Annotated in this window: 1 protein-coding gene; it reads right to left on the bottom strand. The window is 41.3% G+C overall.

What is annotated here, in order from left to right; genetic code table 11:
• Positions 1-829 (bottom strand): hypothetical protein (locus tag IQR33_RS12605; protein WP_193843733.1); only part of this gene is annotated, 829 nt, incomplete at both ends.

Here is an 829-nt window from a genome sequence, read left to right as displayed (position 1 = left end):
TTGCCGAGCTACCATCAAGTAGTTCATTGAGTTCTAACGGTAAGTTACTTTCCTCTACTGCATTACCATCAAAGTAAAGCGTTAAGCCATCTGGAATGGATACAATGGTGTATCCTGTCAAGGACTCACTAGAATCTATATCTTGATTAACGACAGGCTCAAGATTTAGTGTGATGAAATTGTCCTCAATACCATTGCTTTGTAATTCTTGACCGTCAGTTTGATCAACAATAGGTGAGATTTCCATTTCCACTTTAAGAGGGGTTTCAGCAGAATCACCATCCGGCTCTGTTGAAACGACGATAACATCCATGCTCAGTGTTCCACTAAAATCTTGCTCTGTTTTGAGGTAAGTGTTTTCAAGAACAGCGTTTGAGACCTGATAAACTGGCCCCGTTATTGGGTCCACGTAAGCAATTGGAAGAACAATAGGGTCACCATTTACATCTGTCAGTTGTGTTCCCAAAGGGATGTTCTGAAGCAAGATATTAATTTCTTCTGATAGATCGTCGTCTGATGTCTGGATGATAAAATCCAGTTGTATCAGATTATCTTCGTCTAACGTAGAGAGATTACTAATTACTTTAGTCGCTTGATCATATTGCCAATTCCCCTGTCCACCATCTAGAACAATTGGTTCATCGACCACGCCTTTTAGCTTAATGGCAATGGTTGCAGATTGGCTCTCGGCGCTTTCATTAAGAGGTGCTAAGCCATCAATAGTCGACTCTGTTGAAATGGCCGTTACTTGAAGGGATAGAGATTCAGTAAATGAGCTGATATCCGATTTTGGTTGAAGTAACGCCTCCGAATTGGCTAGGGCATTGGA

The organism is Vibrio sp. OPT46 (assembly GCF_015163535.1).
GTDB lineage: Bacteria > Pseudomonadota > Gammaproteobacteria > Enterobacterales > Vibrionaceae > Vibrio > Vibrio alginolyticus.
The sequence above is the reverse complement of the archived record's forward strand: the minus strand, read 5'-3'. Positions and strand labels throughout refer to the sequence as shown.